This is a genomic window from Mesorhizobium sp. M7A.F.Ca.CA.002.05.1.1 (genome assembly GCF_003998335.1).
Taxonomy (GTDB): Bacteria; Pseudomonadota; Alphaproteobacteria; order Rhizobiales; family Rhizobiaceae; genus Mesorhizobium.
This window is the reverse complement of record NZ_RZQI01001681.1, coordinates 1-407: the sequence shown is the minus strand read 5'-3', so window position 1 is coordinate 407 and position 407 is coordinate 1. Positions and strand designations below refer to the sequence as shown.

The 407-nt window shown below is 61.9% G+C and carries 1 protein-coding gene; it reads right to left on the bottom strand.

Annotated elements, in window-relative coordinates; all coding sequences use genetic code 11:
• On the bottom strand, positions 1-209 hold a 209-nt coding region (locus EN939_RS37755), incomplete at its 3' end, for a GNAT family N-acetyltransferase (protein ID WP_164751676.1).
• Positions 210-407: the final 198 nt, after the last annotated feature.

The window sequence follows — 407 nt, the reverse complement described above, 5'->3', positions numbered from 1 at the left end:
CCATAGCCGAGCAGCGACCACAGGCCGGCGTGACGCAGGAAGCGCATCCAGCTTTCTTCGCGCGTGCGCGGTTTGCCGCCGATGAAGCGGGTGACGACGGGATCCGTCCACATCGCGGCATAGGTGTCGAAATCGTCCAGCCGGTGTGCCCGCAGGATGGTTCGCTTCGTTTCGATGACAGGAGCGCTGGTCGCTTGTGGTTTGTTCATGGGATCTGCCTCGCACGGATCGTCAGCGCTTAGCAAATCGCCGGTGCTGCGCAAGGGGCCAGGGCAACACGGCCCATCATCCAGCCACCGCTATGGGAATTTTGCGCGACGGTGCTATTTTTCACGGCAGGCTGATTCAACACCTGCCAGCGCGACCTTTTTTCAGGCGCTGGGCGGTGCCGTCAAACCCCAGGGAAA